Source organism: Rhizobium sp. BK196 (assembly GCF_014193255.1).
GTDB lineage: Bacteria > Pseudomonadota > Alphaproteobacteria > Rhizobiales > Rhizobiaceae > Rhizobium.
On the sequence record NZ_JACHZB010000003.1, the window covers coordinates 526944 to 548894 of the forward strand.

Below are 21951 nucleotides of genomic sequence, written 5' to 3' on the forward strand. Positions count from 1 at the left end.
TCTCTGTATGTAGTTCGAGCGAGCGGCGCGCGAATCACACGAGGGATCAGGTTCAGAGATGATGGACGTGCGGCGGGCAACCGCGGCCGAAGGACGGCTGCGTGTCGATTTTGGCGGGCTCAAAGCCTGGCGCGACAGCCTGTCCGGAAATGCTGCGAAAGCTCCTGAACCATTGCTGCGCCACCTGCCGAAGGCAGAGCTTCTCCTGAAGCGCACGATCCCCGTTCTGATCGTCGCCTTCCTTGCCGTCGTGGCGGCCTCGCATTTCTTCGGCATGGTCAGCGAATATAGCCGCATGGAAGCCTCCGCGCGCCATGCGACGGCGCTCTCGGCTGCAACGGCGGCCGCCGTCTTTGCCGATGCGACCGATCTCTTCGATGGCGGCAGCGCGGCAGAGGCGCAGGCGCGCCTTGTGAAATTCCTGCCGCAGGACCGGCTGGAAAACGGCGCCTTCGTGCTGCTGGTGGAGGCGAGCGGCAAGGTGTTTGCAGCAACGACGGCCGGCGCCGCCTATGTCGGCGCCGATGTCTCCGCCCTCTTCCCCGAGATATCCGCCATCCGCCGCTTCGGCGACCGCTCCGATGTCATCGAAACCAGCATCGGCGGCGAGCTGCACTATGCCGAGATTTCCCTGGTGGGCACGGCCGGCGGCTATATCGTTTCCGCCACCTCGCTCAACGACATCAACCGTCTCTGGCGCGAGGAACTGACCCTCAACGTCACGCTGTTTGCCGGCATTTCCTCCATCCTGCTCGTCGTCCTTTACGCCTATTACATGCAGGTGAAGCGGGCACGCGATGCCGACGACATCTTCCTGGAATCCAATCTCAGGGTCGAGACGGCGCTGTCGCGCGGCCGCTGCGGCCTCTGGGATTTCGATTTCCACAATCGCGAATTCTTCTGGTCACGCTCGATGTACGACATGCTCGGGCTTGCCGGCTCCGACAAGACGATGAGCTTTGCCGATGCGGCACGGCTCATGCACCCGGAGGATAACGGGTTGCACGAGATCGCCCGCGCCGTCGCCAAGGGTGATTCCGGCCAGGTCGATCAGATCTTCCGCATGCGCCACGCGAGCGGTCACTATGTCTGGATGCGCGCCCGCGCCCAGGTGATCCGCGGCCATTCCGGCCGCGTGCACATGATCGGCATCGCCATGGACGTGACCGAGCAGCATCGGCTTGCTCAACGCTACGCCGAGGCCGACCAGCGTCTGGCCGATGCTATCGAGTGCACTTCAGAAGCCTTCGTGCTATGGGACAAGAACGACCGGCTCGTCATGTGCAACGCGCATTTCCAGCAGGCCTACGGTCTTCCCGACAGCGTGCTCGTGCCTGGCACCGAGCGCACGGTCGTCCACGCCGCAGCGGCACGCCCGGTGATCGAGCGGCGCATCGCCGATGCGGACGGCTCCGGCTATTCGCGAACCACGGAAGTGCAGCTGGCCGACGAGCGCTGGCTGCAGATCAACGAGCGCCGCACCCGCGACGGCGGCCGCGTATCCGTCGGCACCGACATCACGCCCTTGAAGCGCCATCAGGAGCGCCTGCGCGATTCCGAGCGCCGGCTGATGGCGACGATCAACGACCTCTCCGCCTCGCGCCAGACGCTGGAACTGCAGAAGGCCGAGCTTTCGACCGCCAATTCCAACTATCTCGCGGAGAAAGAGCGTGCGGAAGCGGCCAACAAGGCGAAGTCGGAATTCCTGGCCAATATGTCGCACGAGCTGCGCACGCCGCTCAACGCCATCCTCGGCTTCTCAGAAATCCTGCAGAACCAGATGTTCGGACCGCTCGGCTCAGCCAAGTACAATGAATATGCCCGCGATATCCATGACAGCGGCAAGCATCTGCTCAACGTCATCAACGATATCCTTGACATGTCGAAGATCGAAGCAGGTCATATGCTGTTGTCGCGCGAGCCAACCGACCTTGCGCCGCTGATCGAGGAAAGCCTGCGCTTTACCGCCATTCCGGCAGCCGAAAAGAACATCGTCATCGAACAGCGCATCTCCTCGGGCATGACGCTGATGGCCGACCGCCGTGCCATGAAGCAGGTGCTGCTGAACCTGCTCTCCAATGCCGTGAAGTTCACCAATGAGGGCGGGCGCATCGCTGTACGCACCCGCCGTGTCGCCGATGGCGTCATGGTCACTATCGCCGATACCGGCATCGGCATTCCCCAGACGGCGTTGAACAAGATCGGCCAGCCTTTCGAGCAGGTGCAGAGCCAATATGCCAAGAGCAAGGGCGGCTCCGGCCTCGGTCTCGCCATCTCGCGCTCGCTGACCAATCTGCATGGCGGCAGCATGAAGATTCGCTCCCGCGAATCTATCGGTACGGTGATCTCGCTGCGCATTCCCGATCACGGCTGACGCGGATAGGCTTAAGCCCTTACAACCGTCTGGAAGACCTTGCGGACGGCTTTGGAGAGCCGCTTCACTTCACCCTCCAAAGTCTTGATGTCAGGGCAGTCTCCAGCCCGGCAGACGAGCTCGGTCAGGCCGGCGGGTGCCTCCTTCGGATCGAAGAGGCCGTCAATGCAGAGACGGATCAGTTGCGAAAGCTCGGTATAGAGCGCGAAAGCTTCGAGGCAGGTATCGAGGTCGCCCGAGCCCATCAGCTTCTCGCCGAGAGCCTTCAGGGCAGCACCTGTCGTGAGGCCGTTGATCTTTATTTCGACGCCTTTTTCCGGCGCAATCAGGGCAAGATATTGAGCGATGAATTCGATATCGACGACGCCGCCCGGAATGAGCTTGAGGTCCCAGGCGTTATCAGGCGCTTTCTCTTTCTCGATCAGGTCGCGCATCTCGGCCACGTCATGGGCGACTTTGGCGATGTCCCGCTTTGTCCGGAGCACATCTGTGATGATGGCTTCCGCCTCGCCGATCAGGCTTTGATCGCCGCAGATCAGCCGGGCGCGCGACAGCGCCATATGTTCCCAGGTCCAGGCCTCCTCGCGCTGGTATTTGCCGAAGGCATTGATGCGGGTTGCGACCGGCCCCTTGTTGCCGGAGGGGCGAAGCCGCATGTCGACTTCATAAAGTACGCCTTCGGCCGTGGGGGCCGAGAGGGCGGCAATCAGACGCTGGGTGATGCGGGTGAAGTACCGTGTCGCATCGAGCGGCTTTGCACCGTCGGATTCGCCGGCGGCATCGTCGTAGTCGTAAAGCAGGATGAGGTCGATATCGGAACCCGCCGTCAGTTCGAAGCTGCCGAGTTTGCCCATGCCGGCAATCGCAATCCGTCCGCCGGGATAATTGCCGTGTGCGAGGCGGATCTCGTTCGTGACCGCGTCCAGAGCGGCTTCAATGATGAGATCGGCGAGATGGGTGAAGGCACGAGCCGCCATGTCGCCGTTGATCGAGCCCGTGAGCAGGCGGATACCGATCAGGAAGCGCTGCTCGGACGCGAAGATACGCAGCCTGTCCAGTATCTCTTCATAGTGCCGCGCCTGCACCAGCGAGGCCTTCAGCCGCTCGCCGAGATAATCGCGCGTCGGCAGTTCCGCCATCAATCCGGGGTCGAGCATGCCGTCGAAGACATGCGGTCTGGCGGCGATGACTTCCGCGAGCTTCGGCGCAGAGGACATGATGTTGACAATGAGCGAGAGCAGCGCCGGATTGCTGCCAAGCAGCGAGAAAAGCTGGATGCCTGACGGCAGGCCGGAAATAAAGCTGTCGAAACGCAGCAGCGCCTCGTCCGCCCGCTTGCTTTCACCGAAGACGCGCAGGAGCTCGGGCGTCAGCTCCGTCAGGCGCTCGCGCGCCTCGACCGATTGGGTGGCGCGGTAGCGGCCGTAATGCCAGGTGCGGATGATGCGGGAAATATCCGAAGGACGCTCGAAGCCGAGTTTCCTCAGCGTTTCCAGCGTATCGGGATCGTCCCCCTGGCCGGTAAAGACGAGATTGCCGGTGCCCACAGAGAGTTTGGTTTCCTGTTCGAAGAGGTCTGCATAACGCCGCTCGACCGCCTTCAGCACCTCCACCAGGCGTTCGGAAAAACTCGGCGTATCATTGAAGCCCATCAAGAAGGCGATGCGCTTCAGTTCCGCGTCCGTCTCCGGAAGAAGATGGGTCTGCTCGTCGCGCACCATCTGGATGCGGTGCTCGACGTCCCTAAGGAACCAATAGGCTTCCGTGAGCTCATCGCGGGTTTCTGCATCGATCCATTTTGCCCTCGTGAGTTCGCAGAGCGTCTCCTCCGTCACGCGGGAGCGAAGAGTGGGCATGCGGCCGCCGGCAATTAGTTGCTGGGTCTGCACGAAGAACTCGATCTCGCGGATGCCGCCACGGCCGAGCTTGACGTTGTGGCCTTTCACGGCAATCGCACCATGGCCCTTGTGGGCGTGGATCTGCCGCTTGATGGAATGGATATCGGCAATCGCCGCATAATCGAGATATTTGCGGAAGACGAAGGGAGCGAGGCCGCGCAGGAACTGCTTGCCGGCCGCGATATCGCCGGCAACCGCACGGGCCTTGATGAAGGCGGCCCGCTCCCAGTTCTGCCCCCTGCCCTCGTAATAGATCATGGCCGCATCGACGGGGATTGCGAGCGGCGTGGAGCCGGGATCGGGCCGCAGCCTGAGATCGGTGCGGAAGACATAACCATCCGCGGTGCGTTCCTGCAGGATACGCACCAGCCGCCGCATCATGCGCGGAAAGATCTCGATCGCGTCGTCAGGGTCGGGCACGATGCCGGCCTCTTCGTCAAAGAAGACGACGAGGTCGATATCGGAGGAATAGTTGAGTTCGGAAGCGCCCAGCTTGCCCATGCCGAGAACGATCAGGCCGGAGCCTTCGCTCGGTGCAGCGATATTTTTCAGCTTCAGCTTGCCACTCTGGTGGGTAGACAGCAGCAGGTGATCGACGGCGGCCGTGACCGAGGCCTCGGCAAGTTCGCTGAGCCAGGCCGTCGTCATCCGGCCGTCAAAGATGCGTGAGAGATCGGCAAGGGCAATGAGGAAGGCCACTCTGCGCTTGATGATACGCAGCCTCGTCATCACCTGGCTTTCGCTCGGCGCGCTTCCATCACTGTCCGACTTCCAGCAATCGCGCGCCTCAGAAATCAGCGCCTCGATCTGCGGCTCCAGCGGATCGCTGATCGCAGAGGCAAGGATTGCCGGATCGAGATTGGCGATTTCGCGCAGGTAAGGGGAGAGCGTCAGGACAGCGGAGATAAAGTCCCGGAGCGGCCCCTCGGCCTTCAGCATATCGGCGACGACAGGCTCGCTCTTGCCGATATCCTGCAGATCGGCAAGAGCCGATTTCAGCTCCGACTGGCTCAGCGGTCGCAGGAGCCCTCCAGTGACATCCTTCAGGCCGTGGTTCGATTTCGTCAGCATTCGCTCTCCCTGCCATGCTGCAATGCGACTTTAAACTAGGGTGTCAAAACGAAAGCGCCAATATGAAAATGATCAGGAAAATCAGGTTGGCTTAGCAGGGAAAACCATGCTGACGGTGAGGCCGGGGCGATCGGCATGACCGGGCTCGGTATCGGACAGTTCCAGCGTGCCGCCATGCAGCTCCATGATAGCCTCGACCAGCGAGAGACCGAGGCCGGTGCCCGGTTTCGAGCGACTCTCGTCCAGGCGCACGAAGCGCTTCAGCACGTCCTCGCGCCGGTCGGGCGGGACGCCCGGGCCGTGATCGGCAACGGAGAGGCAGATGCCGTCGGGACGGCGGCTCAGCTTCACCGAGACGGAGCCTGCCCCTTCGGTATCGGCGGAATATTTGATCGCGTTGTCGAGCAGGTTGAAGATCGCCTGGCCGATCAGTTCGCGGTTGCCCAGGATCTCAAGGCCGGGCTCGATTTCCGAGATCAGCGTCATGCCGGCTTCGTCGGCGACCGGCTCATAGAGTTCGGCGCTGTCGGCGACGATGGCCGACAGTTCGATCGGCGACATTTCGGCGGCTACGGAGCCGGCCTCTACGCGAGAGATCATCAGCAGCGCATTGAAGGTGCGGATCAGCTGATCGGATTCGGAGATGATGCCTTCCAACGCGCTGCGTCGCACCTGACCGTCCTCGATGTCGAGCGCATCGGCGGCCTTGTTGCGCAGCCGCGTCAGCGGCGTCTTCAGGTCGTGGGCGATATTGTCCGATACCTGCCGCAAGCCTTCGTTCAGCTTTTCGATGCGTTCCAGCATGTTGTTCAGCGAAACGGAGAGTCGGTCGAACTCGTCGCCCGAACCGCCGACCGGCAGACGCTGCGAGAGATCGCCGGCCATGATCTTCTTGCCGGCGTCCGACATGCGATCGATGCGCTTCAGTGCGTTGCGGCCGATGCCGAACCAGATGATGATGGCGCCGAGACCCATGATGGCGAGCGCGATCATCAGCGCCTGGCGCACCAACTTGCGGAAACGTTCCGGCTCGCCGAGGTCGCGCCCGATCAGCACCCGCAGGCCGTTGTCGAGAACGAAGATGTTGGCGATCGCCGTATGCCCGACCACTCCGCTATCGGTGTAGCGCTGATACGTGAAGGGCACCGAAGTCCAGCCCTGTTCCTCGAAGACGCCCGGCTGCACGGAAGCGACGTTGCCGGCCAGTATGTCACCCGAGGGGCCGGCGATGAGATAGAGATTGGCGCCCGGCTGGCGGGCGCGCCGCTCCATCGTGCGCAGAAGCAGGTTCATTCCCCCGGCGTCATAGGCGCGCTGCACCTGCGTCACCTCCTGGGCAACCGCATCGCGGATCTGGCCGGACAGCAGCCGCTCCGACATCGCCGTCACATAGACGACGAGCGTTGCGGCGCAGATGGCGAAGAGCAGAATATAAAGGGCCGAAAGGCGGACTGCTGTGGACTTGAAGAGAACCCAGAAACGGCTCATCCCTCGTCCTTGATCATATAACCCGCGCCGCGGATCGTCTTCAGCAGCGGCTGGCTGAAGTCCTTTTCGATCTTTGAGCGCAGGCGCGAGACATGCACGTCGATGACGTTGGTCTGCGGATCGAAATGGTAATCCCAGACATTCTCCAGCAGCATGGTGCGGGTTACCACCTGACCGGCATTCTTCATGAGATATTCCAGCAGGCGGAATTCGCGCGGCTGCAGCGGGATTTCCTTGCCGCCGCGGCGGACCTCATGGGAAAGGCGGTCGAGCTCGAGATCGCCAACGCGGTAGACCACGTCCTGATCGGGCGTGCCCTTGCGGCGGCCGAGCACTTCGACGCGGGCAAGCAGCTCACTGAAAGCGTAGGGCTTCGGAAGATAGTCGTCGCCGCCGGCGCGCAGGCCGGTCACCCGGTCGTCGACCTGGCCGAGGGCGGAAAGAATGAGAACGGGCGTATGGACGCCCTTGCGTCGCAGCTCGCTGATGACGGAGAGACCATCGCGACGCGGCAGCATGCGGTCAATGACGATCACGTCGTAGGTATTTTCCGAGCCCATGAACAGGCCGCTCTCGCCGTCGCTTGCATGGTCGGCAACGATGCCTGCCTCGCGAAACGCTTTCGTGAGATAGACCGCCGCTTCCAGATCGTCTTCGATGATGAGAATCTTCATGCGGCCGACATTACCCGCCGGTTGCGTTTCGGCAAGGTTCAAAGCGTCTTCCTGTTGTGCGGTGGGCATCGCGGTCGTCCTTCGGATGTGAAGAATTTGGCAGATCTGGAGAATTTGGAACCGCGCAGCCTTTACGCCTGCGCGGTTCCCGCCTTCTGAGGGCGGAGATCAGCCCTGACCGTTGATCGGAAGGGCGACGAAACGGCTGCCGTCCTTCGACTGGATCTGGAACAGCGCGCGGGTGCGGCCGTCCTTCTTGGCCTGGTTGATGACGCGGACGACATCGTCGGCGCTGGAGACCTCCTGGTTGTTGACCGAGGTGATCGTTTCGCCTTCCTTGATGCCCTTGTCGGCAGCATCCGAATTCGGATCGATGCCGGTGATGGCGAGGCCCTTGCCGTCATCCGACGGGCCGACCGTCAGGCCGAGATCGGCAAGCGCCTTCTCGGAAGCCGGCGGCTGAGCCTGCTGCTGATCGTTCTCGTCTTCTGCAGAAGCCTGCTGGTCGGCCGGCAGCGTGCCGAGCTCGACAGTCACGGACTGAGCCTTGCCGGAACGCCATACCGAAAGCTCGACCTTGCTGCCGGGCGTCATCGCGCCGATGCGGCGGCTGAGATCGCGGGCATCCTTGACCGGTTCACCATTGACGGCGGTGACGACGTCACCGGTCTTCATGCCGGCCTTCTGGCCCGGCGTGCCTTCCTGTGCGGAGACGACCAGAGCGCCATTGGCTTCGGAGAGGCCGAGGGAGTCGGCAATATCCTTGGTGACGGGCTGGATCTGAACGCCGAGGTAGCCGCGCGAAACCGTGCCGTCCTTCATCAGGTCGGCAACGACATCCTTGGCGGTGGAGGCCGGGATTGCGAAGGCGATGCCGACGCTGCCGCCCGACGGCGAGAAGATCGCCGTGTTGATGCCGACGACCTGGCCGTTGAGGTTGAAGGTCGGTCCGCCAGAGTTGCCGCGGTTCACGGCTGCGTCGACCTGCAGGTAATCGTCATAGGGGCCGGAGCCGATATCACGACCGCGGGCCGAAACGATGCCGGCCGTGACCGTGCCGCCGAGACCGAAGGGATTGCCGACGGCGACGACCCAGTCACCAACGCGGACCTTGTTGTCATCGGCCCAGTTCACGTAGGTGAATTTGCGGCCCTTGCCATCGACCTTCAGCACAGCGAGGTCGGTGCGCGGGTCCTTGCCGATCAGCTTGGCGTCAAGCTCGGTCCCGTCATTCATGACGGCAACGAAAGCCGAGCCGTCGGAAACGACGTGGTTGTTGGTGACGATATAGCCGTCTTCGCTAATGAAGAAGCCTGACCCTTGAGCGACCGGACGCAGGCGGCCCGGACCGCCCGGCTGGCCGAAGCGGCGCTGCTGGTTCTGGCCCTGGTGGCCCTGTTCACCGAATTGGCGGAAGAATGGCTTCAGAGCGTCGGGCAGATCATCGAAGCCGCGGCCGTTGAAATCGAAGGTGAAACCGTCGCCATCGTCGGAGGCCGGCTTGACGCGGCTTTCGACGCGGACGGAAACAACGGCCGGGGAAACGGCGTCAACGACATTGGCGAAGCTCGGAACCGAAGGAGACTGGACATTGACAGCCTCGGCATAGGAACGGGAGATCTCGACAGGGATACCGGTTGCGAGCACGGCGGCTGCCAGACCGGCAACGGTGGACGCCTGGAGCACCGTTTTGAGGGACGGACGTCCGCGGAAATTTTTCAGCATTAGAGCACCTTCTCTTCTTGTTCAGACCTTCGTTCCGGCGATGCCGGATCAGTGATGGACCGAGATATAGGACGCCGCACCTTACTGCGAACTGTCCGGTCCATGAAAAATTCGTAATGTCCCGACATTCTTTTGGTTGCACGCGGGATGTGAGAGATCGTATTTAACCGATTGGTTGACAATCCAGCTCCCAGCCTTTATTTAACCGTAAAGTTACATACGAGGCCATCATGCAGACCGACATTCTGAGCGCCGTTTTCGCAGCCCTCGCAGACCCCACGCGCCGGGCAATCATTGCGCGGCTTGCCGAAGGCGAGGCTTCGGTCAACGAACTCGCCGCCCCCTTCGACATGACCCTTCCGGCAGTCTCGAAACATCTGAAAGTGCTGGAAAAGGCAGGCCTCATCAGCCGGGGCAAGGAGGCGCAATGGCGGCCGGCCAAGCTGGAGCCGATGGCGATGAAGAGCATTGCCGACTGGCTGGAGCAATACAGGCGCTTCTGGGAATCGAGCTTCGACCGGTTGGATGGCTATCTTCAAAAGATCCAGAAAGCGGACGACAGCAGCTCCCGCAACTGAACATCGACGCACATCTTAATCAAACAGGGAAGAGAAGCATGGCCGATCAGCTATCGCGCCCCACATTGCATATGCAGCGGATATTCGATGCACCGCGTGCGCTGTTATGGGCCGCCTGGACGCGGCCGGAAATGGTCGTCGCCTGGCTTGGCCCGGTGGAATGGCCGGCGGTCAGCGTCGTGCAGGACCTGCGTGTGGGTGGCTCCTACAGGGCATGCTTAAAGAATGCGGAGGATGGCCGCCTGCTATGGCAGAGCGGCGTTTACAGGGAGATCGAGGAGCCCTCGCGCCTGTCCTTCACCTTCCAGTGGGAGGGATCGCATGAGGATGGCGGACCGGTAGTAACCCTCGTGACCGTCGTCTTCGAGGAATTGGCCGATGGCCGTACGCGGATGGATTTCACCCATGCGGACCTGAAATCCGAGGAGAGTCTTGCTGGACACAGATATGGCTGGGAGAGCAGCTTCGGCAGGCTGGAAGGCTGGATTGCAACGCAGGGAAATCAAAGGGAGTGAGGACCATGAAACTCGTGACTAATCTCGTCTTCAAAGGCGAATGCCGGCAGGCCTTTGAATTCTACGCCAAAGTGCTCGGCGGCAAGCTGACGGGCATGCATACGTTCGGGGAGGCGCCCGGCGACATGCCGATCGATCCGTCCTTCAAGGACAAGATCATGCATGCCTGGCTCGATGTCGGTGACCAGTCGCTGATGGGCTGTGACGCTCCTCCCGGATATCAGGAGGATATGGGCGGCTTCAGCGCCACCTATCACAGTGAGGATGCGGCAGAGACCAGGCGGGTCTTCGACGCGCTCTCGGAGGGAGGCAAGGTGACCATGCCCTTCAACGCGACCTTCTGGTCGCCAGGTTTCGGCATGTTCACCGATCGCTTCGGCACACCCTGGATGGTCAACACGCTCCCGGCGGGTCAGCCATGAACGAAAAGGCCATGATCTGGACCGGTCGCGTGCTCACCGTGCTTTTTGCGCTCTTCATGCTCGGCGCATCGATTGCGCCCAAGCTTCTGGGCCTGCCGATTGCCGAGGAAACGATGACCCAGCTCGGATGGCCGAACGGATATGTGCTGATGATCGGCCTGATCGAGCTGACCTGCCTCCTGCTCTACCTCATCCCCCAGACGAGCGTCCTTGGGGCGGTGCTGATGATGGGGCTGCTCGGCGGCGCGATGGCGACGCAGATCCGGGCCGGAAGCCCGCTCTTCAGCCATATATTGTTCAGCATCTATCTCGGGCTGTTCATGTGGGGTGGGTTGTGGCTACGTGATCCTGCCATACGGGCGCTGTTTCCCTATCGGAAAGCTTGAAGATCAGCCGCTCCGCGGCCTATGCGGCGGAATGGTTTTTACTTTTCCAGCAACTCGTCGAGCCTTGCCTGTTCTTCGGCCGTCAGCTTGCTGCCGGTGGGTTTGCCGGCCCGTTTGCGGGCGAAGACGATGAGCGAAGCCCCGCCGGCGAGGATCAGCAGCACGGGGGCACCCCAGAGCAGCAATGTGCGCACACTGAAACGCGGCTTCAAGAGCACGAACTCGCCGTAACGCGAGACGATGTAGTTCAGCACCTCGTCGTCGCTGTCGCCATCGGTGATGCGCTCGCGCACCAACAGGCGCAGGTCCTTGGCGAGATCGGCATTGGAATCGTCGATCGACTGGTTCTGGCAGACCATGCAGCGCAGTTCCGCCGACAGTGTTCGCGCCCGGGCCTCAAGGGCGGGATCGGCGAGCATCTCGTCGGGGTTGACGGCGAAGGCTGGTGCCGCCGAGAGGATCAGGGTCAGAGCAAGCAGGAAACGCTTGATCATTCCGCCGGCTCCATGGCGGGTGCTGCCGGCTTGGCTGGCTTTGCCTTACGGCTCGGCGCTCCGACCCGCAGGCGCCGGTCGGTCAGCGACACGAAGCCGCCTGTCGCCATGATGAGCGCTCCACCCCAGATGCACAGGATGAACGGCTTCCACCAGATGCGCACGACGATGCCGCCATCCTTCGTCGCGTCGCCGAGCGACACATAGAGCTGGCTGAGCCCGAAGGTGAGAATACCGGCTTCCGTCGTCGGCATCTGGCGGGCGGTATAGAGCCGCTTGGCCGACCAGACATCGGCAATCTCTGCCCCGCCCCGGCGGATCGAGAAGTGGCCGCGGTCCTCGCTATAGTTCGGGCCGGTCGCCGGCTCAATGCCATCGAAGACGATGCTGTAGCCGCCGGCTTCGGTCCACTGGCCCTGCTTCATCTCGACCACATGTTCGGTCTGGAAGGTGGTGACCGCGACGATGCCGAGCACGGTGACGCCAAGCCCGGCATGGGCAAGGGCGGTGCCGAAGGCCGAGCGCGGCAGGCCGGTCAACCGTCGCCAGGCGATATCCGCCTTCACCTTGCCGATGCCGGCGCGATACCAGAGATCGGCGATAGCGCCTAAGATCAGGAACAGGCCGGCGGCAAGGCCGAGCACGGCCATGACCGGACCGCCGTGCTGGATGTAGAAGAAGACGAGCGCTGCGGCGAACGCGAGGCCGGCCACGACATAGAGCCGCTGCAGCGCGCCGAGCAGATCGCCGCGCTTCCAGGCAAGCAGTGGCCCGAAGGGCACGATGATCAAAAGCGGCGCCATCAGCAGGCCGAAGGTCAGGTTGAAGAAGGGCGGGCCGACGGAGATCTTGTCGCCGGTCAGCGTTTCCAGGACCAGCGGATAGAGCGTGCCTGTTAGCACCGTGCCGCAGGCAACCGTCAGGATCAGGTTGTTGACGACGAGCGCGCCCTCGCGCGAGATCGGCGCAAACAACCCGCCGGCCGAGAGCAGCGGCGCGCGCAAGGCAAACAGCGACAGCGCCCCGCCGATGAAGATCAGGAGGATGCAGAGGATGAAGACGCCTCTACTCGGGTCGCTGGCAAAGGCATGCACCGAGGTCAGGACACCGGAGCGCACCAGGAAGGTGCCCATCAGCGACAGCGAGAAGGTGAGGATGGCCAGCAGCACCGTCCAGATCTTCAAGGCCTCGCGCTTTTCCATGACGAGCGCCGAGTGCAACAGGGCCGTGCCGGCAAGCCAGGGCATGAAGGAGGCGTTCTCCACCGGATCCCAGAACCACCAGCCGCCCCAGCCGAGTTCGTAATAGGCCCAGTAGGAGCCCATGGCGATGCCAAGCGTCAGGAAGGTCCAGGCCGCCAGCGTCCAGGGCCGCACCCAGCGCGCCCAGGCAGCGTCGATGCGGCCGTCGAGAAGGGCGGCAACCGCAAAGGAGAAGCAGACGGAGAAGCCGACATAGCCGAGATAGAGCAGCGGCGGATGGATGGCCAGCCCGACATCCTGCAGCACCGGGTTGAGATCCCTGCCCTCGGCGGGGGCCGGATCGAGGCGGACGAAGGGATTGGAGGTTAGAAGGATGAAGAGGATGAAGGCGACCGAGATCCAGGCCTGGACCGAGAGCACATTGGCCTTCAGCGTCTCCGGCAGATTGCGCCCGAAGATCGCCACCAGCGCGCTGAACAGGGCCAGGATCAAGAGCCAGAGCATCATCGAGCCCTCGTGATTGCCCCAGACGCCGGAATATTTGTAGATCAGCGGCACCAGCGAATGCGAGTTCTCCCAGACGTTCTGAACGGAGAAGTCGGAGACGACATGCGCATAGGTGAGCACGCCGAAGGAGAAGGCGACGAGGGCAAAGAGCAGAACGGAGCCCAAGGGCGCCACATCCATCATCGCCTGATCGCCGCGCCTGGCACCGATCACAGGCACGAGCGACAGGACGATTGCCGTTGCGAGCGCCAGAACCAGCGCATAGTGGCCGATCTCGATGATCATGGTGTTGCCTTCGTTGCCTGGGCCTTCGTTGCCTGGGCCTTTGTCTGTTGCGCCTTTGCTTCCTGGCTCTTTGCTTCCGGACCCTTGGCTTCAGCACCTTGCGGCTCACCCTGCGGTGCGGCTCCCTTGCCCTCTTCCCACAGGCCCTGCGCCTTCAGCCTGTCGGCCACGTCCTTCGGCATATAGGTCTCGTCATGCTTGGCAAGCACGGTATCGGCGGTAAAGACGTTGCTGCCGGTCTCGAAGGTGCCTTCGGTCACCACCCCCTGCCCTTCGCGGAACAGGTCCGGCAGGATGCCCTGGTAGCGGACATTGACGATCTCACCGCTCGGGTCGGTCACCGCAAAGCGTACCACCGAGCCCTCGCCGCGCAGGACGCTGCCCGCTCCCACCAGCCCGCCGAGGCGGATGCGGGTGCCCGGTGCCACCGGCGTCTTGGCGAGATCGCCGGGCATATAGAAATAGGCGACCGACTGGCTGAAGGCGAACATGACGAGCAGCACCGCGACAAGGATGAAGCTCATGCCGCCGGCAATCACCGCCAGGCGTTTCTGCTTGCGCGTCATCTGCTCTTTCCTTCCGTGGCGCTGTTTCCTTCCGGGGCCACCGATCCTTCCGTGGCGATGCCGAGTTCTTTTGCCAGCGCCAGCAACTGCCTGCCCTGATCGCCCGATGCCGGGAAGGCGGCAAGCCCGCGCTTTACGGCAGCCGCGGCGCGATCTTTATCGTCTAAAACGGCGTAAGAGCGGACAAGACGCATCCAGCCCTCGAAATTATCAGGATCGGCAGACAGTTTGGCATCCAGGCTTTCCACCATGGCGCGGATCATCTGCTGCCGATCGCCGCTACTCATCGTCTCAGCTGCCGCCACATCCTCGGAAGTCGGGCCGCCCGGAACGGACGGTGGGGTCGCAGGCGGTACTTGCCCTGCTACCGCCGTGCCGCCGTTCTTGGCGATGTGCTCGTTGACCAGCGGCAGCCAGGGGGCATCGGCAGGCGATTGCTTGGCCAGCGCCTCGAAGGCGCCACGCGCCTCTTCCGGCCGCCCCGCCTGCTCCATGCTCAGGGCAACGTAAAAACGGGCACGCGGGTTGTTCGGCTCAAGGGAGAGCGACTGTTCGAGCACCTTGCGTGCATCTTCCGTCACCACACCTTCGGAGATCGCCATCAGCGTTTCGGCAAGACCGTCGAGGCGAGCGGGGTTTGGACCAAGTAAGCGAATGGCGTTACGATAGGCGGTCTCGGCATCGGAAACGCGCATGGTGCTGAAATAGATCGGTGCCAGCACATCCCAGCCCTTGCCGTCGTCGGGATTCTGCGCCAGATGCCGCTCCGCCTTGGCGACGAGAACGGCCATGTCGCTGCCGGGATTGGCAAGCCGCGCCTCAAGCGGCTGGGACGGCAGATCTGGCCTGCCGGTATTCATGTAAAGACAGAGCCCGATGACGGGCAGGAGCAGCACTATGAAGGCTTCGGTCGCGCGGTGATGCCGCGCCGGCTTGCGTGCCTCGGCCGGAGCAGCACCTGAAACGGCGATCAGCCGCCGGCCGATCTCGGCCCGCGCATATTCGGCCTCGTCGGCACTGATCAAGCCGCCGGAGAGATCCCTGTCGAGTTCGCGCAACTGATCGCGATAGACGGCCGCCTCACCGGCGCGCGTATCCTCGACCGCCTTCGCTCCACGCAAAAGAGGGTAAAGCAGAATGGCGGCAACGGCCGCCGTCAGGACGGCCACGAGAATCCAGAACAGCATATCGGCTCAATTACTTGAAGCGCGCTCTCATTCCAACCGGCAATGCCGAGATGACGAAGATTTGAGGCTTTTGGCCGCAAGGATAACGAGCAAGAGAGTTCAGCCGAGTGGCGACCAGGTACCGTTTTCGTTGCGACAGGCGGCACCGCGCGCCAGCGTATCCTTGCCGTCGACCGTCACCGTATGGGTGTATTGTCGGCAGTTCTGCGAGCCGACCTGATAGGGTGCTGCCGCCACGACACTGCCCTTGGCGCTGTGTCCGGTCCAGGTGACCGGCTGGCCGACGGCAGCGCCTTCGAGCGCCCGGTATTCCGCTTCCAGTGCCCGCTGCTTGTCACTGTCACCAAGCTCCACGCCGGTGCGGGCGACGATGCCGCCCTGCAATGCCGCGATGAACGCAGCCGAAGCCGGGGGTTTGCCGCCGCCAAAAAGACCGCGCGTAGCGGCGCCCTTCGTCGTCGTGCAGCCAGAGAGCGCAATGGCGACAACCAGGGAAGAAACGATCATGCCTTGCCAACGTAGAGTCATTGCAATCGAACCACGATCAGGGGTGTCAGTTGAGCCGATCGAAGTGCAGTGTCCCCGTGTCAGCATTAAGGCAATGCATGCTATACATTTGCCACTATCTTTGTGACATCAAGCAGTTGCTCATGCAACATCCTTTGTCACACCCGGCAGGATAAGCTTGGCTTTCAGCCCGCCCCACTCCCCGCGCGTGAGCTCCAGACGGCCCTGGTACTCGTTGGAAATCTCCGTTACGATCGAGAGGCCGAGGCCGGTACCGGGCTTGCTCTCGTCCAGCCGACGCCCGCGCTTCAGCGCCTCGCGGATCTGGTCGGGTTCCAGTCCGGGGCCGTCGTCCTCGACGGCAAGTTCCACCCAATGCTTGCGGGGACTTGCCTCTATTCCCTTCACGTCATCACCGGCTTCGACGGCCGAGAGACGCACCTTGCTCTTGGCAAAACGGGCGGCGTTTTCCAGAAGATTGCCGACCGTCTCCTCGAGGTCCTGCTGCTCCATGGCGACGGCCAGATGCGGCGGCTGGACGATCAGCTCGAATTCGGTTTCGACGTTTAGGCGGCGCATGACGCGCACCAATCGTTCCAGTGCCGGTTCGGCATCGGTACGCGCAAGCACGGATTCACGCTGGGCGGCAATGCGCGCGCGGTTGAGGTAGGATTGCACCTGGCCCTGCATGGCCTCGGCCTGATTGCGCACGAGATCGCCATGCGACCTTTCGAGCACGCGCGCTTCATTGAGCAGCACGGCAATCGGCGTCTTCAGGGAGTGGGCAAGATTGCCAACCTGCATGCGCGCCCGCTCGACGATGCGGCGATTGCTGTCGATCAGCGCGTTGACCTCGTTGGCAAGCGGCAGGATTTCACGGGGGAAATCGCCCTTCAGCTGCTCGCTTTCGCCGGCGCGGATACGCTCAAGGGCTGCGCGGGCCTTATCCAGCGGTCTGAGGCCATAGAGAATGGCGAGCGCATTGACGATGAGACTGCCGACACCGAAGCCTGCGAGCGCCAGATAGAGCCGGTGAGAGAAGTTGCGGACATCGTCTTCCACGACATCGACATTGCCTGTCACACGGACGCGGGCGGCACGGCCATCGGTGTCGAGCACGACTTCCGTTTCTGCCACTTGCACGCGGTTACCGGAGGCATCCATCACTTGATAATAGCGCTCGTAGTTCTTGTCGAAGGGCGCCTCGACGACCGACAGCACGGGGATAGTCGCGGAACCCAACGACGGCGAGACGAGCGGCGCTGTCGTATAGGTGCCGAGCGGCTCGACCACCCAGTACCACCCTGTCTTCGGCTGGGCGAAGCGCAGGTCGCCGAGCTGGGGACTGCCGGACAGCGCGCCCTGATCGCCGATCGTCACGGAATTGATAACGTTGTAGAGCTGCGCACGCAGCAGGTCCTGAAAGCCGCGTTCGGCGCTGCGTCTATAGAGTGTCGAGATCAAAAGGCCGATCACCACCAGCGCCACTGTCGACCAGACCGTGGTCAGAAGCAGCACGCGTGCGGTGAGCGACTTAATTCGCATTGGTCGGCGCTTGGATGCGGTAACCGAGCCCGCGCACCGTTTCGATCAGATCGACACCCATCTTCTTGCGCAGGCGGCCGACGAAGACTTCGATCGTATTGGAATCGCGGTCGAAATCCTGATCGTACATATGCTCGACGAGCTCCGTGCGAGAAACAACCTCGCCCATGTGATGCATGAGATAGGCAAGCAGCCGGTATTCGTGCGAGGTGAGCTTCAGCGCCACGCCGTTGACGATTGCCTTCGAGCTCTTTGTGTCGAGCCGCACCGGGCCGCAGACGATTTCCGAGGAGGCGTGGCCGGCGGCGCGGCGGATGAGCGCGCGGATGCGGGCGAGCACTTCTTCGACATGGAAGGGCTTGGTCACATAGTCGTCGGCGCCGGCATCGATACCGGCAACCTTGTCGCTCCACCTGTCGCGGGCAGTCAGGATCAGAACCGGCATCGTGCGGCCGGCGCCGCGCCATTTTTCGAGCACCGTGACGCCGTCCAATTCGGGCAGGCCAATGTCGAGGATGATGGCGTCATAGGGTTCGGTATCGCCGAGGAAGTGTCCCTCCTCACCGTCGAACGCCTGATCGACGACGTATCCCGCCTCTTTCAGCGTGTCGCTCAGCTGCCGGTTCAGATTGACGTCGTCTTCGACTACCAGAATGCGCATCGCTTGGCCTTCTTCCGCTGCAAATCACTGGAACCATGAATAAGCCGATTCCGCTTACATCGGAACCTTTACCGTCACCTTGCGCGGACGCTGGCCATTACCCTGAACGAGAACGGTTATGATGCAGGTATTGCCAACCGGCTGCACGGAAAGAAGCTGGCCGCCCGTCTCGTCCACGACCTGCTGGGCTGCGGCGCTGCAATCGCCCGCCACACGCAGGACAAGCGTGTGTGTATCGTCCGGTGAGGGCGCCGAAACCGCCAGGCCGGCGGCCAATACTGCGACGCTCAGAGGAGAGGCCATGTGCTGTGCTTTCAATGTAATGCCAACTTGCCCCAAATATGTACTCACGTGACCTGAATGGCAAATGAATGCACGGTAACACAGGGTTTTTAGAACAATTCTCGACTATTGCGCGAAATATATCTGATTTCCGAACGATGGACGGAAAATGCCGTCAACGCCTTCCATTGCCGCGAAAATCCCACCCTCTGTTAAATCTGCACCGGACTTGTTCGACCGAGCCTTTCACCATTAGGTTGAAACTGCTATCGCTCGGCTACCTTCATTGGCTGCGTATCCAGAATCAATGCAAAAATCATTTTCGCTCCGTACGGCACAGACGGTTGGTGTGCTCGCCGTCACCCAGCTTATCGGCTGGGGCACCACCTTCGATATGCTCGGTGTCATGGGCCGGGTGATCGCGCCTTCGCTCGGGCTTCCAAATGAAGCGATCTTTGCCGGGCTGACCATCATGATGGTGGTCAGCGCCTTCGCCGGTCCCACCACCGGGCGCTGGCTCGGCCGCTACGGCGCAGCCAAGGTGCTGGCCGCGTCGTCGGTCACCTTTGCGACTGGCTTGCTGCTGCTTGCCGCCACGACCAACATCATCGTCTATGCCATTGCCTGGGTCGTTATCGGGATCGGCGGCGCGCTCGGCCTTTCTGCGCCCTGCTATACCGCCGTTGTCGAACGCGAGGGCGTGAACGGCAAGCGCGTCATCGCCATCCTGATGCTGTTTACGGGTCTTTCGGCGACCATCTTCTGGCCGATCCTGACGCTGCTCAATGAAAGTTTCGGCTGGCGCATCACTTTTGTCGTCAGTGCCGGCCTGCAATTCTTCGTCTGCCTGCCGCTGCACCTCTTCGGTCTGCCGAAACCGGTGGCCAGCCATACGCAGGGGGCTGCCGCCGAAACGCCGCCAGTGGCGCTATCGCCGGCCGACCGCCGTAAGGCCTTTCTGCTGATTGCCGTCTCCACCACGCTCTGCACCTTCATCACCTTCGGCGTTTCACCATCGCTGCTCGAAATCTTCCGTCAGACCGGCGCATCGCCAGCGCTTGCGCTGCAGCTCGGTTCGGCCCGCGGCGTTATCGGCATTTCGGCGCGCGCACTCGACATGCTGCTCGGCAGGCGCGGCAATCCGATCCTGACATCGATTATGGGCGTCAGCCTGATGCTGTTCAGCTTCCTGATGCTCTTCCTCGTTTCGCCGTCGATGCCGTTGCTCATCACCTTCGTGCTGCTCTATGGTTTCGGCTCCGGGGTGCTGGCGGTTGCCCGGGCGCTGCTGCCGCTCGCCCTCTTTTCGGCCAAGGAATATGGGCTGCAGGCTGCCCGCCTGTCGATGCCGCAGAACCTCGCCAATGCCATCGCACCCGTCATCTTCACCGCCATCCTCGACCGTGCCGGCGCCGGCCCGACGATCATCACCTGCGCAGTGCTTGCGGCCATTGCAATGGTTTTCGTACTGATGCTGATGGCGCTGGTGCGCGGCGCAAGGCCGAGCGTGCAGCCAGCCTGAACGGGAGCGGACCGAGCGCTGCCAGTCCGTTAAACTTTTGAATCATTTGCAGCTTTTTTCTAAAGGGCTGCTTCCGGTCCTTCACAGATAGATTCATCTGGTACCGGCGTCGTTTCCAGGCTTTTCGGTATCTATTTGAACCTGAATAAGAATTTTCAAACTGAGCCTTTAATGCCGTGTTTTTGTGGCTAAGTCATTGATCCTGAATAAGTGTTTCACTTATCCTCAAATCTTCGCGTAAAGAATTTCGAAAACAGAAAGCGACTTTGCCGAGCTCGAATTATTTGAGATTTTTGTCGCCAGGTGAAACACTTATTCAGGATCAATGAGTTAGCGAGGCACTGGTGGCGCGCCACCGGCTATGGCGGACCGCCTCGCTGCTGTGCCATACCAGCCGCCAGCCGCATCACCGGACGCTCACCCCTCCAGCCGGCCCTGTTGAAAACTTGTCGCTGCAAGCAATTTGGCGCGCGATCAATCTTCCGGGTGTATCGGCAGGGGACCGGGTAACGATGGGACTGAACGCCGCTCCAGCGCAGCGAGGACGGCGGCAATCTGATCCCGGATCCAGGCACTTCCCGGATCGCGGTCGAAGCGGCGAAGCCAATACATGGTCACGTCCATTTTCGGCGAATCCATCGGTGGCATGAAGACGTCGATCCTGAGCCGGTCGGTCAACATGCCGGCGAAGTGAACCGGAATGCTTCCAAGCATTTCGCTCGCTTCCACAGCAAGGGCGACCGCCTGGAAATGCGGCACCGTGATCATAACACGTCGAGACAGGCCAAGGCGCGCGAGTGCTGGATCGATCGTGCCGACATTGCTGCCATCGGCTGAGCGCAGAACGTGAGGGAGGTCGCAAAAGACATCAACCGGTATTGCGTCTCCTGGACGAATACCGCGACGGGCGAGATGCGAGTGCCCCCGTTTTGCGATGCATACCAGCCAAGATCGGAGGACCTTGCGGCTCCCGACCCAATCGGGTGGTTCGAGCGATCGATCGATAACGATGTCCGCTCTTCCATCACGCAGCATTTCGAAAACCTCAGATGAGGGATGATCTATCATCTGGAGAGTGATGGAGGGTGCCGCTTCGGCAACACGGGCAGCAAGGGGTGGCATCAGCAGCGTGGAGAAATAATCCGAACCAACCAACATGAACGACCGGGTCGACGTGGCGGGATCAAAAGCAATGGTCGTCACCAATGCCGCTTCCATTCCTGCCAGTGCTTGCCGGATGGGTTCGCTCAGCTCGAACGCGCGGGCGGTTGGCTTCATCTGATTGCCCTCGCGCACGAACAATTCGTCATCCAACAGGGCGCGCAGTCTTCCGAGCGCCGAGCTCACGGCCGGCTGGGACAAGCCGACACGCTCGCCGGCTCTCACTGTCGAAAGTTCGGCCATCATGGCGTCGAATACACGCAGCAGGTTTAGATCGAGGGCGGCGAAATTCACGGGATCAATATCCCCTATATGATCATTAGATTTCCTTAGGGCGACGCCCTGGGATAATGATCGACAGCAGCACAGAATTCTAGTCAATAACCCTTTGGAGGGAAATGACGATGAGCGTCGCTGCGGAAAACATACGCACTGTTACTTGGATGGGCACAACTTACACCATCAATGTCGGAAGGTTCGAAAGCGGCGGAATCGTCGGAGTTTTTGAAAGTACCGTGCCTGCAGGCGGCGGGCCGCCTGTCCACATTCATCACAATGAGGACGAAGTGATCCATGTGATCGAGGGCGACTATGAATTTTGGATGAATGGCGAAGTCATCCTGGTACGTCCCGGCAACTCTATCTTCCTGCCCCGCGGTGTCGCACATACTTTTCGGGTCGCCAGCACCTCTCCGGGACGTAACCTGACAATCTTGACACCCGGCGGCATGGAGGAATTCTTCGTCGAGGCGGCTGCACAGGCCCCACGGCTACCCGAGCACATGGATCGGTTACTGCAACTGAGCGACCGATATGGCATCGAATTTCGCGGGCCGGCGAACTGGGTAGTCGACCAGGCGCATTGAGAACAGCATTGAGCTACAGCTGATTGAGGCAGTAA

General features: G+C 61.8%; 20 protein-coding genes. 7 read left to right on the forward strand and 13 right to left on the reverse strand.

What is annotated here, in order from left to right:
* Positions 1-58 precede the first annotated feature (58 nt).
* A complete protein-coding gene (locus tag FHT78_RS13710) occupies positions 59-2374 on the forward strand; it encodes a PAS domain-containing sensor histidine kinase (protein WP_183744577.1) in 2316 nt (771 codons plus the stop codon).
* 11 nt (positions 2375-2385) lie between these two features.
* On the opposite strand, the gene FHT78_RS13715 is transcribed toward FHT78_RS13710, so the two are convergent.
* The 4 genes from FHT78_RS13715 to FHT78_RS13730 all read right to left on the reverse strand — a co-directional run bounded on the left by FHT78_RS13715 (position 2386) and on the right by FHT78_RS13730 (position 9230).
* Complete coding sequence (locus FHT78_RS13715) at positions 2386-5343, reverse strand: bifunctional [glutamine synthetase] adenylyltransferase/[glutamine synthetase]-adenylyl-L-tyrosine phosphorylase (protein WP_183744580.1); 2958 nt, start codon at positions 5341-5343, stop codon at positions 2386-2388.
* Positions 5344-5424: 81 nt separating this feature from the next.
* On the reverse strand, positions 5425-6831 hold the full coding sequence (locus FHT78_RS13720) for a HAMP domain-containing sensor histidine kinase (protein WP_183744583.1): 1407 nt from the start codon (positions 6829-6831) through the stop codon (positions 5425-5427).
* On the reverse strand, positions 6828-7574 hold the full coding sequence (locus tag FHT78_RS13725; RefSeq protein ID WP_183744585.1) for a response regulator transcription factor: 747 nt from the start codon (positions 7572-7574) through the stop codon (positions 6828-6830). Before FHT78_RS13725 ends, FHT78_RS13720 begins: the two co-directional genes overlap by 4 nt.
* Before the next feature lie 99 nt (positions 7575-7673).
* Positions 7674-9230: a Do family serine endopeptidase gene (locus FHT78_RS13730; RefSeq protein WP_183744588.1), complete on the reverse strand. Its 1557-nt coding sequence runs from the start codon at positions 9228-9230 to the stop codon at positions 7674-7676.
* 230 nt (positions 9231-9460) lie between these two features.
* Here FHT78_RS13730 and FHT78_RS13735 point away from each other — a divergent pair, with 230 nt between their 5' ends.
* Genes FHT78_RS13735 through FHT78_RS13750 form a run of 4 tightly spaced genes read left to right on the forward strand, consistent with a single transcriptional unit; the run spans position 9461 to position 11131 of the window.
* Positions 9461-9808: a metalloregulator ArsR/SmtB family transcription factor gene (locus tag FHT78_RS13735; RefSeq protein WP_183744590.1), complete on the forward strand. Its 348-nt coding sequence runs from the start codon at positions 9461-9463 to the stop codon at positions 9806-9808.
* Between the two features lie 38 nt (positions 9809-9846).
* Positions 9847-10323: an SRPBCC domain-containing protein gene (locus FHT78_RS13740; protein ID WP_183744593.1), complete on the forward strand. Its 477-nt coding sequence runs from the start codon at positions 9847-9849 to the stop codon at positions 10321-10323.
* Positions 10324-10328: 5 nt separating this feature from the next.
* A complete protein-coding gene (locus FHT78_RS13745) occupies positions 10329-10745 on the forward strand; it encodes a VOC family protein (RefSeq protein WP_183744596.1) in 417 nt (138 codons plus the stop codon).
* Positions 10742-11131, forward strand: coding sequence for a DoxX family protein (locus FHT78_RS13750; RefSeq protein WP_183744599.1), 390 nt, complete (start codon positions 10742-10744; stop codon positions 11129-11131). Before FHT78_RS13745 ends, FHT78_RS13750 begins: the two co-directional genes overlap by 4 nt.
* Before the next feature lie 38 nt (positions 11132-11169).
* Here FHT78_RS13750 and FHT78_RS13755 read toward each other — a convergent pair whose 3' ends face one another.
* From FHT78_RS13755 to FHT78_RS13790, 8 genes are all read right to left on the reverse strand, one after another.
* Complete coding sequence (locus tag FHT78_RS13755; protein ID WP_183744602.1) at positions 11170-11625, reverse strand: cytochrome c-type biogenesis protein; 456 nt, start codon at positions 11623-11625, stop codon at positions 11170-11172.
* The gene (locus tag FHT78_RS13760) at positions 11622-13619 is read right to left on the reverse strand and encodes a heme lyase CcmF/NrfE family subunit (RefSeq protein ID WP_183744605.1); all 1998 of its coding nucleotides are present in this window, start codon (positions 13617-13619) and stop codon (positions 11622-11624) included. Before FHT78_RS13760 ends, FHT78_RS13755 begins: the two co-directional genes overlap by 4 nt.
* Positions 13616-14185 (reverse strand): cytochrome c maturation protein CcmE, encoded by a 570-nt coding sequence (gene ccmE, locus FHT78_RS13765; RefSeq protein ID WP_183744608.1) that lies wholly within the window; start codon positions 14183-14185, stop codon positions 13616-13618. Before ccmE ends, FHT78_RS13760 begins: the two co-directional genes overlap by 4 nt.
* Positions 14182-15372 carry a c-type cytochrome biogenesis protein CcmI gene (gene ccmI / locus FHT78_RS13770; protein WP_183744611.1) on the reverse strand — a complete coding sequence of 397 codons (1191 nt, stop codon included), beginning with the start codon at positions 15370-15372 and terminating at the stop codon, positions 14182-14184. The genes ccmE and ccmI overlap by 4 nt, the downstream gene beginning before the upstream one ends.
* Before the next feature lie 99 nt (positions 15373-15471).
* Entirely contained in the window at positions 15472-15900 is a 429-nt protein-coding gene (locus FHT78_RS13775) for a hypothetical protein (protein ID WP_183744614.1), read from the reverse strand.
* A 120-nt stretch (positions 15901-16020) separates the two neighbouring features.
* Entirely contained in the window at positions 16021-17424 is a 1404-nt protein-coding gene (locus FHT78_RS13780) for a HAMP domain-containing sensor histidine kinase (RefSeq protein ID WP_183744617.1), read from the reverse strand.
* Complete coding sequence (locus FHT78_RS13785) at positions 17414-18085, reverse strand: response regulator transcription factor (RefSeq protein WP_183744619.1); 672 nt, start codon at positions 18083-18085, stop codon at positions 17414-17416. Before FHT78_RS13785 ends, FHT78_RS13780 begins: the two co-directional genes overlap by 11 nt.
* 54 nt (positions 18086-18139) lie before the next feature.
* Complete coding sequence (locus tag FHT78_RS13790) at positions 18140-18388, reverse strand: hypothetical protein (protein ID WP_183744622.1); 249 nt, start codon at positions 18386-18388, stop codon at positions 18140-18142.
* A 286-nt stretch (positions 18389-18674) separates the two neighbouring features.
* Here FHT78_RS13790 and FHT78_RS13795 point away from each other — a divergent pair, with 286 nt between their 5' ends.
* Positions 18675-19889, forward strand: a complete 1215-nt coding sequence (locus tag FHT78_RS13795; protein WP_183744625.1) for an MFS transporter — start codon at positions 18675-18677, stop codon at positions 19887-19889.
* Positions 19890-20363: 474 nt separating this feature from the next.
* Here the strand turns inward: FHT78_RS13795 and FHT78_RS13800 are convergent, their stop codons facing one another.
* Positions 20364-21431 (reverse strand): LysR family transcriptional regulator, encoded by a 1068-nt coding sequence (locus FHT78_RS13800; protein WP_246715273.1) that lies wholly within the window; start codon positions 21429-21431, stop codon positions 20364-20366.
* A 23-nt stretch (positions 21432-21454) separates the two neighbouring features.
* On the opposite strand from FHT78_RS13800, the gene FHT78_RS13805 reads away from it, so the two are divergent.
* The gene (locus FHT78_RS13805) at positions 21455-21916 is read left to right on the forward strand and encodes a cupin domain-containing protein (RefSeq protein ID WP_183744628.1); all 462 of its coding nucleotides are present in this window, start codon (positions 21455-21457) and stop codon (positions 21914-21916) included.
* Positions 21917-21951: the final 35 nt, after the last annotated feature.

What these genes read in the sequence shown, in the direction of transcription:
- ccmE (WP_183744608.1), bottom strand. Translation starts at nt 14,185, where the DNA reads ATGACGCGCAAGCAGAAACGCCTGGCGGTGATTGCCGGCGGCATGAGC.
- FHT78_RS13760 (WP_183744605.1), bottom strand. Translation starts at nt 13,619, where the DNA reads ATGATCATCGAGATCGGCCACTATGCGCTGGTTCTGGCGCTCGCAACG.
- FHT78_RS13750 (WP_183744599.1), top strand. Translation starts at nt 10,742, where the DNA reads ATGAACGAAAAGGCCATGATCTGGACCGGTCGCGTGCTCACCGTGCTT.
- FHT78_RS13775 (WP_183744614.1), bottom strand. Translation starts at nt 15,900, where the DNA reads ATGACTCTACGTTGGCAAGGCATGATCGTTTCTTCCCTGGTTGTCGCC.
- FHT78_RS13745 (WP_183744596.1), top strand. Translation starts at nt 10,329, where the DNA reads ATGAAACTCGTGACTAATCTCGTCTTCAAAGGCGAATGCCGGCAGGCC.
- FHT78_RS13805 (WP_183744628.1), top strand. Translation starts at nt 21,455, where the DNA reads ATGAGCGTCGCTGCGGAAAACATACGCACTGTTACTTGGATGGGCACA.
- FHT78_RS13725 (WP_183744585.1), bottom strand. Translation starts at nt 7,574, where the DNA reads ATGCCCACCGCACAACAGGAAGACGCTTTGAACCTTGCCGAAACGCAA.
- FHT78_RS13795 (WP_183744625.1), top strand. Translation starts at nt 18,675, where the DNA reads ATGCAAAAATCATTTTCGCTCCGTACGGCACAGACGGTTGGTGTGCTC.
- ccmI (WP_183744611.1), bottom strand. Translation starts at nt 15,372, where the DNA reads ATGCTGTTCTGGATTCTCGTGGCCGTCCTGACGGCGGCCGTTGCCGCC.
- FHT78_RS13730 (WP_183744588.1), bottom strand. Translation starts at nt 9,230, where the DNA reads ATGCTGAAAAATTTCCGCGGACGTCCGTCCCTCAAAACGGTGCTCCAG.
- FHT78_RS13715 (WP_183744580.1), bottom strand. Translation starts at nt 5,343, where the DNA reads ATGCTGACGAAATCGAACCACGGCCTGAAGGATGTCACTGGAGGGCTC.
- FHT78_RS13755 (WP_183744602.1), bottom strand. Translation starts at nt 11,625, where the DNA reads ATGATCAAGCGTTTCCTGCTTGCTCTGACCCTGATCCTCTCGGCGGCA.
- FHT78_RS13785 (WP_183744619.1), bottom strand. Translation starts at nt 18,085, where the DNA reads ATGCGCATTCTGGTAGTCGAAGACGACGTCAATCTGAACCGGCAGCTG.
- FHT78_RS13740 (WP_183744593.1), top strand. Translation starts at nt 9,847, where the DNA reads ATGGCCGATCAGCTATCGCGCCCCACATTGCATATGCAGCGGATATTC.
- FHT78_RS13780 (WP_183744617.1), bottom strand. Translation starts at nt 17,424, where the DNA reads ATGCGAATTAAGTCGCTCACCGCACGCGTGCTGCTTCTGACCACGGTC.
- FHT78_RS13720 (WP_183744583.1), bottom strand. Translation starts at nt 6,831, where the DNA reads ATGAGCCGTTTCTGGGTTCTCTTCAAGTCCACAGCAGTCCGCCTTTCG.
- FHT78_RS13790 (WP_183744622.1), bottom strand. Translation starts at nt 18,388, where the DNA reads ATGGCCTCTCCTCTGAGCGTCGCAGTATTGGCCGCCGGCCTGGCGGTT.
- FHT78_RS13710 (WP_183744577.1), top strand. Translation starts at nt 59, where the DNA reads ATGATGGACGTGCGGCGGGCAACCGCGGCCGAAGGACGGCTGCGTGTC.
- FHT78_RS13735 (WP_183744590.1), top strand. Translation starts at nt 9,461, where the DNA reads ATGCAGACCGACATTCTGAGCGCCGTTTTCGCAGCCCTCGCAGACCCC.